We start from the raw sequence: 19,037 nt of genomic DNA, 5'->3' as shown, positions 1-19,037 counted from the left end.
GCCTCTTTGGCCCCAGTCGGCGCAGCTGACTGGGGCCAAAGAGGCAATGGAACTCACTTACTTGTTTGCTATGTGGCACGCTTCCAGCGTGCTTTTTCGATGTGGACGCTTATGTGAAGAGCATGGGACGCATGGGACGCATGGGACGAATGGGACGAATGGGACGAATGGGACGCATGGGACGAATGGGACGAATATGGGCAATAATCGTCGATTGCATTCGATTGCCGTAGGGGCGGCCCTATGTGTCCGCCCTTGTGCTGGCGCGAGCCGCCAGCTGTCCGAGCGCGTTACTGGGCAGACCGTCGGAAGAAAATATGTTTTGGGGTGGGGGCCAACGGCGAAACTGCGGTTATTGTGTAGGCGTGAATTCTGGTAGCGATCGTCAGGTAGGTGGACGACTCTCGCGGCGTTTACCTCCTAGAACCCTATGGCTCAAAAGTAATCTGGAGAGTGCGATGAAAATGTACCATGTGAGTGCCGAGCGCCCGTGTTATGTCGAGCTGAAAAGTTCCGAGTACGACCCGGCGAAGTTGGGCGCGGACGAGGTATTGGTGGAGAATGACTTCAGCGTGATCAGTGCGGGCACGGAGCGCGCGTGGCTGATGGATATGAACAACGCGCATCCGACCTATCCGTACTGCCCGGGTTATAGCGCGGCGGGGCGGGTGTTGGCGGTGGGCGCGCAGGTGAGCAGCCTGAAAGTCGGTGACCGGGTCGTCAATCCCTGGGGCGGCCATCGATCGCACAATGTGAAAAAGGCCTCGGCGCTGTTCAAAATTGAGGATGATGCCATTGACCTGTTGGACGCATCTTTTGCGCACATTGCGTCCTTCCCCTGCCTGGGCGTGCGCAAACTGCGGGTCGAGTTGGGCGAGTCGGTGATGGTGGCGGGCATGGGCATTCTCGGCGTCTTTGCGCTGCAGTTCGCGCTGCTTTCCGGGGCGATACCGGTGCTGGTGGCCGACCTCGATCCCGTGCGGCGCGACCTCGCGCTGAAGCTGGGCGCCACGGCGGCATTCGATCCCAGCGCCAAGGATTTCAAGGACCGGGTGCTGGCGGCGACGGGCGGCCGCGGCGTCGATGGCGTCGTGGAAGTGACCGGCGTGGCAGTCGCTCTGCAGCAGGCGCTTGAGTACGTCGCCTACATGGGCCGCATCTCGCTGCTGGGCTGCACACGCGTATCGGATGCGGCCATCGATTTCTATAAGTTCGTTCATTGTCGCGGCGTGAAGCTCATCGGCTGCCATACCAACACGCGGCCAAAGACGGAGTCGCGGCCCGGCGAATGGACGGAATTTGACGACTACGCAGCCATTCTTAAGCTGATTGCCGCCGGAAAACTGCAGACGCGGCCGCTGATTTCGGAGATTGTCTCCCCGGAGAACGCCCACGCTGTCTATGCGCGCTTGGTCGAATGCAAGAATCCGCCGCTGGGCATCGTCTTCGACTGGCGGAAAATACGCTGAATCAGGCCTAAACGGGCGGGGAACTTTGGCAATGGTCGTGGCGTTGGTATATTGGCTGGTCTGGTTTTGCGATACAACTGATAGTTTGTCGCTGCCGGCGCTGCTGGGCTGCTTTTTGTTTTAGCCTGGGCGCGCCGGCTGCTTTGGTAGCTTGCAGCTTTCACACAAGCAAGGAGTGAAGCAGATGAAGGTAGTATTCATTGGTGCCGGCAGCGGCTTTGGTGCGCGCACGGTGGTTGATTTGATGAGTTTCCCGGAGTTGCGGGACTGCGAACTGGTGTTGGTGGATATCAATCCGGACCACCTGCGGCCGGTCTTGGAGTACGCGCAGAAAGTCGCGGTGGCCGTCGGCGCCGACAGCGCGAAGATCCGTGGCGAGCTGGGCTGGCGCGATGGCGTGCTGGAAGGCGCGGACTATGTCATCACGGCCTTTTCCCAGGGCGGCCCGGGCTACAACGGCGTGCCGTATTACTACGAAATCAACGTGCCGCGCGAACATGGCATTGAGCAGCGGGTGGCTGACACGGTTGGCATCGGCGGGGTATTCCGAGTCATGCGGACGGCGCCGGAGTTGCTGGCGATTGCGCAGGACATGGAGAAACGCTGTCCGGGCGCGTGGCTGTTGAACTACGTCAATCCCATGTCGATGTTGACGCGGATTATCTGCAAGGCCTGCCCCGGCATCACCATGTTGGGCCTGTGCCACAATATCCAGTATGGCATTCGTGACCTCGCCAACTGGCTGAAGGTGCCCTACAAGAGCCTGCGCTACGAGTGCGCCGGCATCAATCACATGGATTGGTTCCTACGCCTGGAATACCTCGACGGCCGCAGCGCCTACGGCGATTTGCTCAAGGCGATCGAAGACCCGGCGATCTACCAGAAACGGCCGGTGCAATTTGAACTACTCAAGAGTTTTGGTTACTTCACGACTGAGTCGTCGGGTCACCTGGCCGAGTACCTGCCGTATTTCCTGCCGCGGGAACGGGACCGCCTGCAGTTCTTCAAGGATGCACGCAACCCGGAGCGCGTCGCGCCGCCGACGCAGCCGCGCTGGAATCCCGACGCGCCACTGGTGAAGGAGCTGCGCGGCGAGGTGCCGCTTAACCTCAAGCGGTCCTTCGAGTACGGTGCGCACATCATCCACGCTCACGAGACCGACACGGTTTATCGCATGCACATCAATGTCATGAACGAGCAGCTCATCGATAATTTCTCCCGCGAGACCTGCGTGGAAGTCGAGAGCATCGTCGATCGCATGGGTCTGCACCCGCTGCGCTACGGCAGCATGCCCATCGAGCTGGCGGCGCTCTGCAGCAACATGGCCAATATGCAGACGCTCGGCAGCGACGCCTTCCTGGAAAAAGACCTCCACAAGGCTTACCTGGCCTGCGTCATCGACAGCTGTACCGCCGCCAGCGCCACGCCGGCGACCATTAAGACCTGCTTCAACCAACTCCTGGAACTCGAAAAGCCCTACCTCAAAGACTACTGGGGAGACGTCGCCCCCATTTGAACAGACGAATTTATCCGCAGATGTCGCCGATGAACGCAGATTTCTTTTTGGGAATAATCTGCGATAATCGGCGTCATCTGCGGACCCGACGGCTTTGTGGTCTCGGCAACTGTTTTTTTTCGGACGGATCGGACGGATCGGACGGATCTGGCTAGGGCGGACACATAGGTCCGCCCCTACGCGGACCGATCGGTCGGATTTTCTTATATCGCGGCATGAGTGGGGCAAGGCGAGTTTTTGATCATCATATCAGTCAGTGTGATTGCCACAGCGTCCCGACACTAAGATAACAGGGCTACGATGTTATTTTCGAGTCAGCCATTTTTGTTCTTCTTTTTACCCGCAGTGTTGTTTTTCTATTTCGTAGTGCTGCGGGACGTCCACAAGCGGAATGTCCTACTTTTTTTCTCCAGTTTGTTTTTTTACGCCTGGGGCGAGCCGTATTTCGTGCTGGTCATGTTGTTCTCCATCGCAGTTAACTGGTTTCTTGGACGCCATTGCGAGCGGAGTTGCGGGGATGATCAGTGTACTCGCCGGTATTTTTGGCTGGCGGTGGCCTTCAATGTCGCTTTGCTCTTTGTCTTCAAGTATCTCGGCTTTGTCGTGCGTACTTCCGCAGAGCTTTTCGGCGGCTCTTCGGACTTTGCCATTGTCCTGCCCATTGGCATATCGTTTTTCACTTTCCAGGAATTGTCGTACATCATTGATATTTACCAAGGCAAAGCGCGGCCCTTCCGGCACTTTATGGACACGGGTCTGTACATTGCTTTTTTCCCACAGCTTATTGCCGGTCCCATCATTCGCTTCGACAATTTTTCGAGCCAGTTGCTGACTCGGCGTGAGAGTATCGACGGTTTTATCAGTGGTATTGAGCTGTTTGGGATTGGTTTTGCGAAGAAGATCCTCGTTGCGAATGCACTGGCCCGGGTTGCGGATCTGAGTTTTGATATGTCACCAGCGGCATTGACTGCGCCGCTTGCCTGGCTGGGCACGTTGGCATACACCTTCCAAATCTATTTTGATTTTTCCGGCTACTCAGATATGGCCATCGGGTTGGCGCGTATGTTCGGGTTTGACTTTCCCGCCAATTTTCGCTACCCGTATATATCGCGTTCCATAGCGGAATTTTGGCGTCGTTGGCATATTTCAATGGGGAGTTTTTTTCGCGACTACGTCTATTTTCCCCTCGGGGGCAGCCGAGTTAGCTCGTCTCGGCGCCTGATATGGAATTTGCTGGCCGTATGGGCGCTAACTGGCCTTTGGCATGGCGCGAATTGGACATTTCTTGTTTGGGGCTTGTACTTTTTTGTTCTGCTCGTAACCGAGCGGGCCTGCAAAAAAATAGCTTGGCCGAAGTTATTTCAGGCATTGCAATGGCCTGTGGTCTTCCTTTTGGTCATGTTTGGCTGGGTGCTTTTTCGGGCCAATTCACTGACACACGCAGCGGCGTATGCTTGGCGCATGATCAGCATAGATGCTTGGACTGTCGATCGGTTTTTTTTGCAGCACCTGGTCGAATATCTGCCGGAATTTCTTGTTGCTGGACTGGCATCGACGCCGCTTGCGCCGTATTTACAGAGTAGGTTGCCGTCTTGGCTGGTTATTCAGATCATCAAGCACGTGTGGGTACTCTTCATCATTGTTTTGGCTCTTGGTGCCTTGGATGTGTCGAGCTTCAATCCGTTTATTTACTTTAATTTTTAGCGGCAGTGGCAGTACATGACTCTACATGACTACGAATCGCGCGTATTCGGCCTGGCCTTTTTGGCTTTGATGGCTGTCGGCTCGCTGTTAATGGCATTACGTGTGGGCGTCGCCGCCGAGCGCGAGTATTGTCGCGCCCGTGAGCAAGCCGGCGTATGGACCGCCTGGCGTGCTGCTGCTAGAACGGCACAGCACTTTCACCGCTATGAATACGAGCTTAAGGATGTTGTTGTTCCCAAGCTCAATTTTATCAGCACGGCGGTGCATCACCTCTACACGGGGTATTTGATAGCTACGGGGCGTCGTGTTATTCCTGCGGATACGGCGGCAAAAGTCGTGGTGCGGGGTCCCGATGATTTTTTGTATTATCTCAATGGCTTTGCTAAAAACCCCCAGGATGAGGCCGCTCTTTTTTCTGCCGTACATAGCTTGGCGCAGAAGCGGGGCGTACCGATGCTCCAAGTTGTCATCCCGACCAAACAGCTCAATGAGAAGGCCGTTGTTGGTAACTTCATTGATTTGGCCTGTGATGAAAATTACGCCGCATTTTTGCATGACACGGCGCGATATGGGGTTCCGCGCGTTAATTGCGCTGCGATTTTTCGTGGGCTCGGGGTTCCTCGCGAGTCTCTTTTTTACCGTACGGACCATCATTGGACTCCCTACGGCGCGCTGAATGCGGTGCATGCCACGCTGACTTTACTGCGGCAGACGAGTGTTTCGGGCTGGCACCCTGCCGATTTTTCTGTCAGTGATGATTTTGTCTGGGCGGAGTCGGCGGCCGATATGATGGGCGTGCAGGGCTTACGGCTGGGGCGTTACTGGTCGGTGCTGGATCGGGAGATATATGGGGCGCCACGGCATTCGCCCAACTATCGGTTGGAGTTGTGGCGTGCCAATGGGGCAGTAAGCGCGGAATGCGGAGACTTTGCAAGCGTGATTAGCCATTGTGACAGGAGCAATTACCGCGCATCTTTTTTCAGCGGCAGCGACTATCCCAAGATTAGTCTTGTCAATGACTCGGTACCTGACGGTGCAGTTTTAGTCATACAAGATTCCTTTGGGCGCTCCTTCTCGGGCTACTTGTCTTTGTTTGTGCAGCAAATGATTATTCTTGATCCCCGTTTTTATCAGCTTAAGGATATGCTGGCTGTTGCAGCCGCACATGAGTTTGATGCCATTTTGTACGTGCGGTCAGAATTTACTCTTGGTATGATAGGCACACAACGAGACAGCCTGCAGCCATGATTCCGAATAGCTAGAGCCCGTCCGAAAAGCCCTGGCGAGAGTCTTGTTTGAGTGCCATGGCGGCTGTCGGGGCGGACGCCAACTGCCCGGGCGGCGGCGACCCGGCTATTTCATTCAGAAAGATTTGTAGTTAGGAAGGATTCTTTGATCTTTTAAACGCACGCGGCGCATTTCACCCGTTAGGTTTATTATTTCTGTCTGTTTATGTCATGTTTTGTCTATTCATGCCGTGTTCCTCATCTTCTCTTCCTGCTCCTGAGCTTCCTTGGCCTTTCTGGCGCGGACCATCAGGATGCGGTCGACGTTGTAGGCGATGATCTTCTCCAGCATTTCCGCTCTGACGTTTTCCAGCCCGCAGCGCCGCATTCTGGCGAAGAAGTAGCCATCCTTCATGACCGCCATGAGGGACTCCACGGCGGAGCGTCGCGCGCGTTGCTCAATGGCCTCGGCGCTGTCCCATTCCCCGGCCGGGGTGATCTTCTTGCCCTTGGCGCCGGAGAAGGTGATCAGCTTGACGCCCAGTTTGAGCGCTGCCTCGCGGTTTTTCTGCGAGGCGTAGCCATCGTCCGTGGTGACCTTTTCCGGCACGTCGCCCACGCGGCCGGTGACGGCTTCGATCGTCTTGACCAGCACGCCGCTGTCGGCGGTATTGCCCTTGTCCAGCGCCAGGTCGACGATGAAGCCCGCGCGGCTGCGGGCCAGACCGGGACGGTAGCCAAGTACGGTTTCGCGGTCGCCTTTGATGATCAGGGCCGCGTCGGCGTCGGCCAGGCTGAGCAACTTCTCGTCCATGGGCACGGCCTCGTGATTGAACACCCGGCGCCGGATTTGATTGCCGGCCTTCCAGGCGTTGACGAGGGCCTGTACGCCATCGAGCAGGTGTCGCTCCCGCTTGGCCTGAAGCTGCGGAGCCAGCCGGGCCGCGTCTTCTGCGAACAAGGTCTTGTAGAGCTCTTTCATGGGTGCCATGGCCTTGTCCATCGTGTCAAGCATCTTGCGATACAACTTCCGTCTTTTGCTCGGAGCCTTCTTGCCGCGGGCCATGTTGATGTCACGCGCCAGGCAGACAATCGTGTTTTTCCAGCTTGGCATCCAGCCATCGGTGAACGTGACCACTCCCTGCTCCCGCAAGGTCCAAAGCTCGATGAAGGCTCGCTGCAGGCTGCGAGCGGCCAGACTGGCGTCATTGGGAAACGCCGAGTTGGCGCACACCGCCGTGCTGTCAACGCAGATTTCCTTGAAGTCGTCAAGCTCCTCGGTCAGGCAGTCCTGGAGCTGGGCATCCAGTATGGCCTGCCGCGTCGCGTTGGTCACGGCGTTGAGGTTGTCGACCAGCGCCTGACGCGATGGCAGGCGAAGACCGCGAGGCGACAGCACAGCCTCGATCGTCTTGTACTCGCAGAAGCGCTCGCAGGCGTCCTGGTCGCTGACCGAACCGTAGCGGCCGCGCATGAGCAGAAAGAGAAAGACGACCAATGCCGGCATTCTGGGGCGACCAGTCTCAAGGGTACGGGGGGCGACGCTGGGCTCCGCCTCGGGGATGTTACTCAGCAAGGCCGGCAGGGCTGGCAAGACTGCCCGTGCCGCTTGCCGCTGGCGCGCACGCTGGGCCTTCTTCCGCAAACCGTAGGCATCCAGGTCGGCGTCAATCAGCGGCAGCAACTCGCCATGGCGGTCGATGAAAGCCAGCATCTCCGCAGCGAAATCAGCCAAGTCGCTGTCGGGAGTGGTCGAAAACAACTGGTAATTTGGAAAGAGAAAAATACATTCCATGGCGTGCCCCATTATGTTTGTGCGACCTTTCTTCGCGGAATTCGATCGCGTTCAGCATAATGTGGCACTTTTTTTTGATTTGTCTCGCGCGTGCGCGCATTATGCGCGCGCACGAGGGCTTTTCGGATGACCTCTAGCTATCCGCAGAAGTCGCCGTTGAACGCAGATTTCTTTTCGGGAATAATCTGCGATTAGCGGCGTCATCCGCGAATCCGACGGCTTTGTGGTCCCGGCAACTGTTTTTTTTCGGACGGATCGGACGGATCGGACGGATCGGACGGATCAGATTACCGATCGGTCTGATCGGTCTGACCCCTTGTTTTTTCTGGCCATGCGGGCGATCAGTCGAAGTGAGCGCTGAAGAGTGGTCGATCGAGGAATTTGGCCGTGGGCTTGTACATAACGCCGCATTCACAGACTTCGAGGACATTCTCACCCTGGTGGAGCCAGTTTGCCGGTACGAATAGGGTGTAGGCGGGGCCATTTCGGTCATAACGGCCGAGGGTCGTGCCGTTGATGCGGCAGAATCCGCATATGCCGTTGGGGATTTGCAGAAAGCTATCGCAGGGGGCGCCGTCGATGAGGAACGTGCCTCGGAAGAATGCTGGTGTTTGGACGCTTTCGTCTTGGGCAAGTGGCCGGTATTCGACGCGGCTGAGGTCTTCCATAGGCATAGTGGAGATGGTCCAGCCGTGCTGGAATTGCTGGTTGTTAAGGATCACGCCGCCGGAAATGCCCTTACGGTTGTCTTCGATATTGCAGAAGAAATTAGTTCGCCCCATGTTTTCGATGACGATGTCGAGACGGCCGCCGTCTGGAGCGTTGACGACGAAAGAGGCGCCGCTGCGGCCAAACGAGGCGATTTTTTTACCGTTGAAGAAAGCCCAGCCGCGGTCTTGGTACTGGTAGAGCGTGATGGGCAGTGGGAAAGACTGCGGAAGCAGCTCGGTGGTGTAGCGGACGAAGCCGCCGTCGCCGCCGATATCCTCCATGGACAACGTGGTAGGCGACTGGACGGTATTGCCGGCGAGGGCATCGAGGGCATCGGCTATGCCGGCTACAGCGGTGAGCGCAACTTCGCCGTAAGCTTTTTTGGGGAGCTTTGCCGGAACGGGCGTGGTGCTTTCGTCAAAGGTCGGGTTGTACCTGCTGATGACGGCACGCAGCTTGTGATACAGGCTGGTGGGGTCGCCACATTCGCTCAGTGGTGCGCATGCGTCATAGCTGCTGAGCAGCTGTACGTAGTTGCCGTTTGGGGCTCGCATGGCGCCGTTCATAAAACCGAAATTCGTGCCGCCGTGGAACATATATAGGTTGATATGCGCGCCCCACGCCAGTGCGCGGTCAAGGTTCTCAGCGATGAGGTCCGGGTCGCGCATGAAGAGCGGCTGGCCGGTCTTCATGGACTGGCCGTTCCAGTATTCGACAATCATTTGTGGCTTGTCTGGTTGTTTTTTGCGCATCAACTCCAGCTGCGGGATGCAGTCTTCGCGGCCACACATCAGCGTCTGCCAGACGCCATCTGGGACTTTGGCAGCTATTCGGGTGTCGCTGTCGCCATCAGCAGCGATGACGATGCCGGCGAAGCCGCTGTCGTCAACGAGTTTTTTGAGGAAGTCGTAATAGACTTGGTCATTGCCGTACGACGCGTAGCCGTTTTCGATTTGCATGATGATGATATTTTTGTCATAGAAGTCCCTGACTTGGCAGAAGACCGCCTCGAAATAGCTTTTGACGGCGTCGAGGTAGTGTTGATTTGAACAGCGCAGTCGCATGTCGTGATCTTTCAGTAGCCATGCCGGAAAACCGCCGAAATCCCACTCTGAGCAGATATAAGGGCCGGGACGGAGGATCATATTGAGGCCGAGTTCGTCGGCCAGCTCAATAAAGTGCCGGATGTCAAGAATGCCGCTGAAGTTGAATTGGCCGCGCTGGCGCTCGTGGAGATTCCAAGGCATGTAGGTCGCGACGGTGTTGAGACCGCATGCGCGCAGCTTCAACAGGCGATCCCGCCAGTATGCGCGTGGGATGCGAAAATAGTGCATTTCTCCGGAAAGAATGCGGTAGGGCTGGTCATTTACCAGGAGTTCACCGTTGACAAAACGAGAGGTCATGATGCTTTGTCCTTGTGCATAGTTGGCAATGCTGGGTGGATATACGTGTTTGCTGGAACGCGGGCGGTGGTTTCGCGGCCGTGGCTGTCGCGGCGGGAGTGTCTGCTGAATATATATCCGCAGATGAACGCAGATTTCTTTTTGGGAATAATCTGCGATAATCGGCGTCTCTGCGGACCCGACGGCTTTGTGGTCTCGGTAACTGTTTTTCGCTGACGGATCGGGCGGATCGGGCGGATCGGATTGCCGATCGGTCTGATCGGTCTGATCGGACGGGTCGGCAGGTCACGGTTAATTCAGGGTGATGTCCAATGATTGGACGCGGGCGGTGGTTTCGCGGCCGTGGGCGTCGTAGCGGGGATTGCCGGTCATTTCGCGGGTAATGCCCATGAAGAGCGAGCTTTCCATGCCGTCGATTTTGATGCGGCCGTCGCTGTTCATGGTGATGATGGCGTTGATGGGGTCGTTGTACATGACGGTGTTTTTGGCGAGGCTGTGCCTGGCGAGGACGTCGGGCGGGTACTTGTCGTGCGCCTTGGCGACCCACTCGTAGTTGGCGGAATTGAGGTCGAAGTAGAGCACGCCATCGATGAGTCGCAGATTATCGCGGTGGTGATGGCCATTGATGACCAGGCGGACGCGGCCGGGGTGGGCCGCATTGGCGTCATTGAAGATTTTGCGGACCTCGGCGTAGTTTTTGCAGCCGCCGATTTCGCGTTCGAAGCTCTGATGGCTGAAGATTACGCAGGGATAGGGCGAGTTGCCGATGGCGTCTTTGAGCCATTCAAGCTGTTCCGGCGGGACGTACGACGTGCCGATCTTGTAGTAGTTGCTCGCCGAATAGTGGGTGTAGATGCCGTCCTGCAAGAAGTAGTTCGGATCGGCGACGATGAAGCGGAAGCCCTTGCGGTCAAAAAAGTAATGCCCGCATTGCAGGCGATAGCACTCGAGGGTGACATCGTGGCTGTTGCCGTCATCGTCGTGATTGCCGATGCAGTGGTAGGTCGGTAGCGAATAGTCGTTGTACCAGTTGACGTAGTCGCTGAACTCCTTAGGCTTGTGGGTGAAATCGCCCGCATGAATGACGAAATCGACCTTCTCGCGGGTGGCGCGGTCGAGAATCCGCTCAAGCCATTCGCGGCTGTCGTGGGGAAAGACACGCGGGTAGTAATGGATGTCCGCAAACGCGCTGAAGCGCACTTCGCTGGCGGCGGCAGTGGTGCTGACGACGTCGTCCTTGGCCAACGCCCGTCCGGGCAGCACGCTGAGACTCGCGCCAAGCAGCGCGCCGGTGCTGAGAAAATCACGTCGCGTCATGACAAGGCCCTTTCCGGTTTGCCGCGTGGTAAATAAGCCCCGGGTGGGGTGGGCGCGGTGAAGGTATTATTGGCTCGGGTGTTGCTGATGTGTTCGTGGTGGAACATGCAGGACAGGCGTAAGCCGGCGACCAGCCGGCGTACCGTCGCGGCGCTCCGCCGCAGCGTGCGGAATGGCGTTGCCGACACGCCCACTATAACCTCGTGCGCTAAGATAGGACCGGCCACTGCGTCTTGCCAGGCAACACAGGCGTTTTTTGGGGGGGCGCGCCGGCACAAACCACGGTAACCGCCAGTGTCAGCGAGTGGGGCATTATGGTAAAAATGTTATTTCTTGGTAATGTGCGAAATCTTGTGATAGAAAGAGAGACTTGACACAGTAGTTTCGAACCCTTTGTCTGCGTCGTGGGCTCTATCCCTGGGCTGGTATGCGTCGCGCGCCCGTCTCCCGGCCGTGGTGCGGGCGTCCCGCCCGCACCGTCGCCTGGGATCATGACCTTACCCGACCTCCAAACAGTCACACGCAAACGTGCCCGCCGCAGCAATCAATGAGTTCCATTGCCTCTTTGGCCCCAGTCAGCTGCGCCGACTGGGGCCAAAGAGGCAATGGAACACGGACCAATATGGCGCGCCACCCAGGGCGGCGCGCGCCTTCGGCGCCGCTTGCCCTGGGCTGGTATGCGTCGCGCTTTCAGCGCTTCTGCCGCTTCGCGGCGGAAATGCGCGACGAGAAAAGGCTGCCTGGCTGAACAAGTGCCATGGATACCGTAAAGTGAAGAGCATCGGTTTCATGGGAGCAGGTTAGTGTAAAAAGTTTTCTCCATAAGAAGAGAATAGTTCTTATTTATACCTGGAATCATTGGTTGGCAACTACAAGTGTTCATCACAAGATTTCGCACATTAACTATTTCTTGGGTGAGGTTGAGCGGCCCGCGATTATCGTGCTTATATTGGCAAGTCACTGTCGTGCGTGGGCGAGCATGATCGGTCTGAAGCCGTAGTGTAGTCGCTTAATGTGGGGAACTGGTGAGATGATAGACGGCCTTTCCTACCCATATGGGTGTCCAGTAGACTGGGGCACTTGGGGAAGGTGGCAACGTCTTTGAGTAGGGCCGAGTCCCAAAAACAAGGTTGGAGCAATGATCAGCAAGGAACTTGATGAGATTGAAGTCACGAATTCGTGGGAGAAAAATGGACGGAAAGCAGAAGAGCAGATAGCGTTTTACCTGAAACGGCGTTTCCATAGCGACGAGAATTTTTATATCATCAATGGCCTGAGGTTTCGTGCTCTTGATGGCACCTATACGCAGATTGACCATTTGGTTGTCTCGCAATACGCCGCGTTCATCATCGAGAGTAAAAGTGTGACATCGGTGGTGAAATATGATGCCACCGGGCAGTGGCTGCGACTTTGGGATAATCACTACACGGGGATGCCCAGCCCTGTGCAGCAGGCAAAAAATCAGGAATGTGCCTTGCGCGAAATAATGCAGGCCAATCGGGAGCAGCTGCGCCGGAAGGTTCTCTTCGGACTGGCGCAGGGTGGATTCATGGGGTTGCCGATACATACCATTGTTGCTATTTCTGATGCTGGCCGAGTTATCCCTCCTGCTGGCAACGACATTCATGCTGGTGTTGTGATGAAAGCTGACTTGGTGACCGACCGAATTGTCGAATTGTACGGTGACTACAAAAAAGCCGATACGTTGTTTGGAAAATCCGACCCGTCGTGGTCCATGCCGATGGAAGATGTGCAAAAGACGGTGGCCTTTCTCCTGCAGATTCACGAGCAGCAGCCAGCAAAAAAGCAGTCCGCAGGGAAGGCGCCAATAACTCACGGGCCAGATGCAGCGCGTCAACCAACGGCAGCGCGTTCACAAGCATCTGCACCCACACCTACCACCATGTCAGCCACGTCAGTCCCGGCTGCTTCTGATCGGCCGCCGCAATCGTCAGGATCGTCGTCGGCGACGGAAAACGATGGCGCGATTGATTCGCTGAGCTGCTGCCCAGAATGTCGTGGCAAAGTGAGCATTCTGTGGGGGGCGAAATACAAAAACTACTATTGGCATTGCCAAGCCTGTGGTAAGAATTTTTCAATTAACTACAAATGCCCAGGTTGTGGTGAAAAGCTACGCATACGCAAGCAGGGGAATGAATATTTCATATACTGTGACCCCTGTAATTTGTCGGCTTTGTACTTTACTGATGGTTTGTGAGCTGGCGGTAATGGGCGTGTGCTCTATGTTCGACGGCAGCAAGGCATGCCTGGCTGTATGGCGTGTTGTGGTTAGCGAATGAGATGGAGATGGAGATGACGACGATGGATGAGATGCGTGCGCGCTATGGGCAGTATTTGCAGGGGCAGGACGACGCGGCGGTCGCCGCGTCCTGGGAACGCATGCAGGCGAAAATGGCTGTCTATCTTGAGCGGCGCCGGGATTCCGAACTGTTCAAGGACGAGCTGTACAAGTGGCGCTTGCTGCAACAGTGGCATGGCCAGGCCGTTCATGACCGTGAGACACTGAATGCCTGGCTTATGGACAAGGAGAACAACCTGCTATCCACGCGCAGCTATGGTAGTTGGTACGACGATATTCTCAAGGGAACCAAAGGTACCGACGATGAACTGCGGGCGGCACTGGCTCTTTTTGACAGCAGCGATAATCTCGACGCCATCAAGGCGCATCCATTGTTCCAGTGGACGAACAAGAGCATGTGCAAGCGGACGATATCCGACCGCGACATCGCCGCGTTTCTATTCCTGCGCGATCCCTTGCGTTATATGCCGTATCCCACCGAGGTGTTTCGTCTGGCGGCGAAAGACCTGGGGCTGGGTGGCATGAGCTTGATGCGCTGGTTCGAGCTGGCGCAGGAGGTGCTTCTGCCGCTGCTGGCGCAGAAACTGGGGCGGCCAGTGACATCTGCGGAGAAACTCCGGGCGATGGACGTCGAACGGGATTTCGCCGCCATTCAGCAGGGGGATTTTCTGTGTATGCTCGACGTGCAGGATTTCATCTTCATATCCTGGCACGATAATGGCGCGACGGAAGCCACCGATCTGAGTGAGGCGCAATGGCGGGAAATACTGGCTTCGCCGGACATCACCACGCCGATGGCACAGGACTTACTGAAAAAATGGCAGAGCTTTGGCGGTAAGGCGACCTGTTACGAGGTCGCCACTCGCTATCATGAGCATCCCACGGTTTACGTCGGCGTGGTCGTGGGCTGGGTTAAGCGCATCCTTGAGGCGTACCAGTGTCCCATAGAAATGGATGGTGAAGACAAGCCGATCTGGTGGAAGGTGGTCTTTTTGGGTGAATCGGCTGCCGATAAGCACTTCGCCTGGGAGTTCAAGCCGGAGCTAAAGCGGGCCCTGGCTGCTACGGTAGTGCCGGTTCGCCAGGATTTGCTGGATTTGCTGTTGGCGACGCACCAGATCATCTTGACCGGCGCCCCCGGCACGGGCAAGACCTATTTAGCCCGCCAGCTGGCCTACGCGATCACGGGTGATAACGACAAGGATTCGCCACATGTTTGTCTCTGTCAGTTTCACCCGTCTTTTGACTACACCGATTTCGTGGAAGGGCTGCGGCCCACGGCACCCGACGAGAACGGCGCCATCGGCTTCGTGCGACAGGACGGGCTGTTCAAGGACTTTTGCAAGAAGGCCGCCAGCGTCAAGCCGGCAGTGACCCTGCCGGAGCTTTTCGCGCAGCTGCTGCAGAAAATCCAAAGCGGCGAAGTGGATTCGTTTACCCAGAAAAGAGGAGGTAGCATCCAAGTTGTGGAGCTAACGCCGAATAACAACATCATCGTCCAAGCTCTTGGTGAAAATTCGGAGGCGACCTACACCGTGTCCTATCGGCGCTTGGAGAAGTTGGCGAAGGCCTATCCGGATCGAGCGGCGCTGCAGGCCATCAGCAACATCAACGACGGCATTGTACAGGTGATCGGCGGTTGCAACAGCTCGGCCTACTGGGCAGTGCTCAATACCCTCTGGGGCCTGAAAGAAGACAAGGCACCTGGGGACTCCAAGCAGAAATTCGTTTTTATCATTGACGAGATCAACCGCGGTGATATTTCGAAGGTCTTCGGCGAGCTGTTCTTTGCGATTGATCCAGGCTATCGTGGCCCATCGGGACGCGTCCAGACGCAGTACGCGAATTTGCTGAAGAACAGCGGTGATATTTTTGCCGATGGCTTTTACGTGCCGGAGAACGTGTATATCATCGGCACCATGAATGACATTGACCGCGGAGTCGAAAGCATGGACTTTGCCATCCGTCGGCGTTTCACTTGGGTGGACATTGGCGCGGACGAAAATTTGGCGATGTGGGATCAGAGCATGCCGGCATACAAAGACGCAGCGAGGGATTATCTGCTGCGGTTGAATAAAGCTATCGGGGACTACGAGGTTTTAGGCAGCGCCTATCACATTGGCCCTGCTTATTTTCTCAAGCTCAATCATTACCAGGGCGACTTCAGCAAACTGTGGCGGTGTGACCTCGCGCCGCTTCTGAAGGAGTATTTGCGTGGGACGCCTGAGCAATCTGAGCGGCTGGTGGAATTCGAAAAAGCATATTTCGGCCAACTTGCCGAGGACTGAGCAATGATCCAATCGCTGGTCATGTGTGACAATAGCCGCAGTGCGGAGCCCTTGCCGGCTGATGTCCTGCAGGCACTCAGCCCGCTGGCGGGATTGTCGTTCGACGAGCTGCAGAAAGAGCGCCGGCTGCTGATTTATCCCCACAGTCTCGGCGTTCATCGCGATGGCATTGAGCGCCAGAGCATTTTTGAGTTCCACGGCGGGCAGCTGCAGACGGGCAATGTCCTCGGCTATATCGGAATTGATGGCGTGCAGCTGTTCATCCATTCGCGTTTTGACCAGTCAGGCGCGCAGTACTTCCTGCACTATATGCTTCAGCGGGTCATGGGCATCACCATACTCGACTTGCCGGTTGGTGCAGCGCCTGCCTGGCAGTGGGACTTGCTGGTGTATATGTTCCCCCATTGCCTGCAGCGGGCGCTGGGCCAGGGGCTCTTCCGTGCCTATCAGCGCCGCGACTACAACGACAGCGCTCTGCGTGGCACGATAAACGTTGCCCGGCAGGTGCAGCGTAATCAGCCATTTGCCGGTCGCATCGCCTACAGTACCCGTGAGCGAACGGCGGACAATGCCCTGATGCAGCTGGTCAGGCACACGGTTGAATACATCGCTCACAGTGCCTTGTACTCCAGGCTGTTGGGCTGCACCGAGTCCATGCGAGCCGCCGTGGCGGCGGTGCGCATGGCCACGCCGGCGTATTGCCGGCAAGATCGCAGCCGGGTCATTGCCACAAACCTCCGGCCCGTTCGGCATCCCTATTTCACCGAGTACGCGGCGTTGCAGACCTTATGCCTGCAGATACTCCAGCATGAAAAGATCAACTACGGCCAGGACGAACGTTCCGTGCATGGCATGGTCTTTGACGGTGCTTGGCTGTGGGAAGAATACCTGGCGACCATTCTCCGCGACTGCGGCTACCGTCACCCCGAGAACAAAACGGGCCGCGGGCGGCTTTATCTGTATCAGGATCATCGCGGCGTGATCTACCCCGATTTCCACAAGGACGACGTGGTGATCGACGCGAAATACAAGCGTATGGATCAGAATGGAATATCCCGCGAAGATCGCTTCCAGATGATCGCCTACTTGCACGTGACCAGTGCCGGGCACGGCTATTTTGCCTTCCCGACCCAAGAGAGCGATGCCCATGCTACCCGGGAAGGCACTCTCAATGGCTACGGCGGTGACCTCGGCACACTGCCATTTGCCATTCCCTCAATGTCGTCAGAATTTACGCAGTTCAGCGCCGCCATGGCGATTAGCGAACGCGCCTTTGCCAATACTTGCCAGGCACTGGGCGCGCCAGCGGCCATGGCCGCCCTGTGAGCATGGCGCGTGCTGCTGGCGCGGTGGGGAATTCAAGGATTGACGATGAGGAGGTTTTCGGGGGCGGTGGCGACCAGCGGGGGCAGTGGCGCGCCGAGGCGGAAGCTGTAGTCTTCGAGGGCGGAGGGGAAGGCCAGGCTCCAGATTTCATCTTTGGCGGCGTCTTCGCGGTGGTGTTTGAGGATGAAGGCGTTGGTGGCGTCGGCGATGGCGTGGACGGTCTTGCCGGCCGGGTCAATGAGCGCGGCGCTGACCGGCTCGTTGGGATCGGGGGCGATCTTGATGGCGATGTCCTTGACGCCGGCGGGGACCATGAAGAAGAAGCTGTGGTCGGCGCTGCGGAAGATGCCGACGGGGCTGTCGGTGCAGATTGCCTGGCCCGGCGCGGCGTAGTCGATGCTGATGGTGTTGGTGCCGGTATCGAATTCGAAAGACCAGACGTCGTTGGCGGCGGCTTCGGCGACGTAAGTGAATGGCGACGTGGTGATGACGACGTCGTCAATGATGGTGTCATTGCTGTCGCGTACCGCCAGTTTGATGTTCAGGGGCGCATTATTGACCTGGCTGGCGGTGAAGACCAGTGGCAGGTCGCGGCCGCCCTCGATGTACTGCAGGAATTTAATGCGGTGGCGGAATCGGCAGTGGGGTAGGGCATTGCGCGCGCTGTTGCCAATGGGGCGCAGCTTCTTGAGGTCCAGGGGCGCGCCGCTGAACTGCTTCAGGTCCTCATCGGGTTTGTTGGCGGCGACGAAGGCCGCGAGGTCGAAGGGCTGTCCGGCGATGCTGATCGTGCCCTGGAGGTCCTTGATGCCGCTGCCGGTGCCGCTTTGGAATGACAGTGGCGGCTGCTCTCCGGGCAGGATGCTCAGATTGGCGAAGCGGATGCCGCTGACGTCGGTGAGGCTGCGGCTGCTGATGGTCAGCCCGCGCGAGTTGCTGCTGCGGCAGTCCAGGACACAGTCGGCGATGCTGAAGTCCAGCCCACCTTCCTGCTGGTTGGCGATGACCATCTCGGCGTGGCGGGCGCCGCTGAGATGGCAGTTTTCGAGGCGCAGACTGCCCTTGACGGGCGAGACATCGGCGGCGCCGATGCTGAAATTTCGCGAGTTGCCGGCCATGCGGCAGTTCTTGAAGAGCACCGAGATGGGCCGCGATTCGGCCGTCAGCTTGTTCAGGTAGAGCGTCATGCCGGCTCCGGCGTTGTCGTTGAACTCGCAGTTTTCGACGACGCAGTCATCGAGCCATTCGCGGGCGTGGTTGGGTTCGAAGTCGATGCCGGCGGCGGGGGCGGTACCTTTGGTGCCATTGAAGCTGCTGTTGCTGATGCGCAGCTTTTCCGCGCTGATGACGCTGATGCCCTGTCGGTGTTGGTCACGGGCGGTAATGGCGTTAATGAGGACATTTTTGCATCCTGGCATGTCGCGGGTGGAGCCGATGTAGATGCCGTCGCCGCCGCTGCTTTCCAGCGTCAGATGTTCGATGCGGACATTTTCGCAGCCGCGGATATTGATGAGATGCCGCCATTCAGAGCGCTTGTAGACGGCGGCGTCCTGGTAGTCCTGCTTGTTCATGACGAGACGCGCCAAGCCCTCGCCGCGCAGGGTGACGTCTTGGCAGTTTTGGGCCGCAAAGAGGGCGTCGTTTAGCGCGTGGAAGGCGCCCGGCAGAGCGCGGACGACCACGCCGTCGGCGAAGACCAGCTCCAGGTCGGAACGCAGGGCGATGGGGCTGACGATCCAGTCGTGGCCGGTGTTGTCCACGACCACCGTTTTGGCGCCGCTGGCGATGGCCTCCTGCAGGCACGCGGTGGCATTTTCGGCGTTGAAACCGAAGGCCGAGGCGATGACTTTTTCGGCGGCCCGGGCGCCGGTCGCCATCATGACTGCCATACTCACTAGAAGCAAGGATTTCATGCTGTAAAACTCCGTGTTGTGGTCCGTTCCTGTTTGCGTATGTGCCGGA

General features: G+C 57.4%; 11 protein-coding genes. 7 read left to right on the top strand and 4 right to left on the bottom strand.

Annotated elements, in window-relative coordinates:
• The first annotated feature begins 458 nt into the window (after positions 1 to 458).
• The 4 genes from J3R75_RS04905 to J3R75_RS04890 all read left to right on the top strand — a co-directional run bounded on the left by J3R75_RS04905 (position 459) and on the right by J3R75_RS04890 (position 5,937).
• Entirely contained in the window at positions 459 to 1,469 is a 1,011-nt protein-coding gene (locus J3R75_RS04905) for a zinc-dependent alcohol dehydrogenase (RefSeq protein WP_307260242.1), read from the top strand.
• 184 nt (positions 1,470 to 1,653) lie between these two features.
• Complete coding sequence (locus J3R75_RS04900; RefSeq protein WP_307260241.1) at positions 1,654 to 2,985, top strand: family 4 glycosyl hydrolase; 1,332 nt, start codon at positions 1,654 to 1,656, stop codon at positions 2,983 to 2,985.
• A 300-nt stretch (positions 2,986 to 3,285) separates the two neighbouring features.
• Positions 3,286 to 4,689 (top strand): MBOAT family O-acyltransferase, encoded by a 1,404-nt coding sequence (locus J3R75_RS04895; RefSeq protein ID WP_307260240.1) that lies wholly within the window; start codon positions 3,286 to 3,288, stop codon positions 4,687 to 4,689.
• A gap of 15 nt (positions 4,690 to 4,704) precedes the next feature.
• Entirely contained in the window at positions 4,705 to 5,937 is a 1,233-nt protein-coding gene (locus J3R75_RS04890; RefSeq protein WP_307260239.1) for an alginate O-acetyltransferase AlgX-related protein, read from the top strand.
• Between the two features lie 222 nt (positions 5,938 to 6,159).
• On the opposite strand, the gene J3R75_RS04885 is transcribed toward J3R75_RS04890, so the two are convergent.
• The 3 genes from J3R75_RS04885 to J3R75_RS04875 form a co-directional block, all read right to left on the bottom strand.
• Complete coding sequence (locus J3R75_RS04885; RefSeq protein WP_307260237.1) at positions 6,160 to 7,710, bottom strand: transposase; 1,551 nt, start codon at positions 7,708 to 7,710, stop codon at positions 6,160 to 6,162.
• A gap of 341 nt (positions 7,711 to 8,051) precedes the next feature.
• Entirely contained in the window at positions 8,052 to 9,824 is a 1,773-nt protein-coding gene (locus J3R75_RS04880; RefSeq protein ID WP_307260236.1) for a beta-galactosidase, read from the bottom strand.
• A gap of 291 nt (positions 9,825 to 10,115) precedes the next feature.
• Positions 10,116 to 11,141: a metallophosphoesterase family protein gene (locus J3R75_RS04875; RefSeq protein ID WP_307260235.1), complete on the bottom strand. Its 1,026-nt coding sequence runs from the start codon at positions 11,139 to 11,141 to the stop codon at positions 10,116 to 10,118.
• A gap of 1,138 nt (positions 11,142 to 12,279) precedes the next feature.
• On the opposite strand from J3R75_RS04875, the gene J3R75_RS04870 reads away from it, so the two are divergent.
• The 3 genes from J3R75_RS04870 (at position 12,280) to J3R75_RS04860 (ending at position 17,075) form a co-directional block, all read left to right on the top strand.
• Positions 12,280 to 13,359, top strand: a complete 1,080-nt coding sequence (locus tag J3R75_RS04870) for an NERD domain-containing protein (RefSeq protein ID WP_307260234.1) — start codon at positions 12,280 to 12,282, stop codon at positions 13,357 to 13,359.
• Between the two features lie 95 nt (positions 13,360 to 13,454).
• A complete protein-coding gene (locus J3R75_RS04865; RefSeq protein ID WP_307260233.1) occupies positions 13,455 to 15,749 on the top strand; it encodes an AAA family ATPase in 2,295 nt (764 codons plus the stop codon).
• Positions 15,750 to 15,752: 3 nt separating this feature from the next.
• Entirely contained in the window at positions 15,753 to 17,075 is a 1,323-nt protein-coding gene (locus tag J3R75_RS04860) for a 5-methylcytosine restriction system specificity protein McrC (protein ID WP_307260232.1), read from the top strand.
• Between the two features lie 32 nt (positions 17,076 to 17,107).
• On the opposite strand, the gene J3R75_RS04855 is transcribed toward J3R75_RS04860, so the two are convergent.
• Positions 17,108 to 18,988: a right-handed parallel beta-helix repeat-containing protein gene (locus J3R75_RS04855; protein WP_307260231.1), complete on the bottom strand. Its 1,881-nt coding sequence runs from the start codon at positions 18,986 to 18,988 to the stop codon at positions 17,108 to 17,110.
• Positions 18,989 to 19,037 lie beyond the last annotated feature (49 nt).

The sequence above is a fragment of the Oligosphaera ethanolica genome (assembly GCF_030814695.1).
In the GTDB taxonomy this organism is placed as follows: Bacteria; Verrucomicrobiota; Lentisphaeria; order Oligosphaerales; family Oligosphaeraceae; genus Oligosphaera; species Oligosphaera ethanolica.
This window is presented reverse-complemented; position numbering and strand designations above follow the sequence as displayed.